2 protein-coding genes are annotated in these 719 nt (G+C 28.8%); both read left to right on the top strand.

The window, feature by feature from the left end:
- Positions 1-460, top strand: a 460-nt coding sequence (locus AMN84_RS03645; protein ID WP_143755545.1) for a class I SAM-dependent methyltransferase, incomplete at its 5' end; no start/stop codon positions are given.
- Between the two features lie 26 nt (positions 461-486).
- Positions 487-719 (top strand): hypothetical protein (locus AMN84_RS05110; RefSeq protein WP_075483467.1); only part of this gene is annotated, 233 nt, incomplete at its 3' end.

Genomic DNA, 719 nt, shown 5'->3' with positions numbered 1-719 from the left:
TGGTATGTTTGAACATGTCGGAAAGAAATTTTATAGAAAATACTTTAAATGTGTCCACGATCTTTTAAATGAAAATGGAGCTGCATTAATCCATACTATTGGTTCAATTGATAGGCCTAGAGACCCACAACCTTGGATTTCTAAATACATTTTTCCAGGTGGTTACACACCTAGCTTAAGCGAAATTGCGAGACCGATAGAGGACTCAAACTTAATTCTAAATGATTTAGAAGTTTTAAGGTTGCATTATGCACATACTTTAAGAAATTGGAGAGAGAGATTTCTTAATAAAAAAGATAAAGTATTAGAAATGTTTGATGAAAAATTTTTAAGAATGTGGGAATTTTATTTAGCAGGTTGTGAGATGGCTTTTAAATGGGGAGACCAGGTTGTATTTCAATTACAATTGAGTAAGGATAAAACCACAATACCACCTACAAGAGACTATATTTATCAATAAATTACTGATAATTTTGAAATCTCCTGATGAAAAAAAAAAAGAAAAGAAAAAAAAAGAGCATAAAGAAAAAAAAAACTCAGAAAAAAGCCAAAAGAAGTTTTAAGCGAGCTAAAATAAGAAAAAAGAGTAAAAAAAAAACTAAAAAAATTACAAAAAAAAGGTCCCAAAAACAGACGGGTTTTTTGGCGAAATTCATTTTTTTTCAAGAAAGTATAAAAAGTAAACTACGTTTCAAAATTAACCTTAATCCTGAAAAAAA

It is taken from the genome of Candidatus Pelagibacter communis, from assembly GCF_001180105.1.
Lineage (GTDB): Bacteria > Pseudomonadota > Alphaproteobacteria > Pelagibacterales > Pelagibacteraceae > Pelagibacter > Pelagibacter ubique_K.
This window is presented reverse-complemented; position numbering and strand designations above follow the sequence as displayed.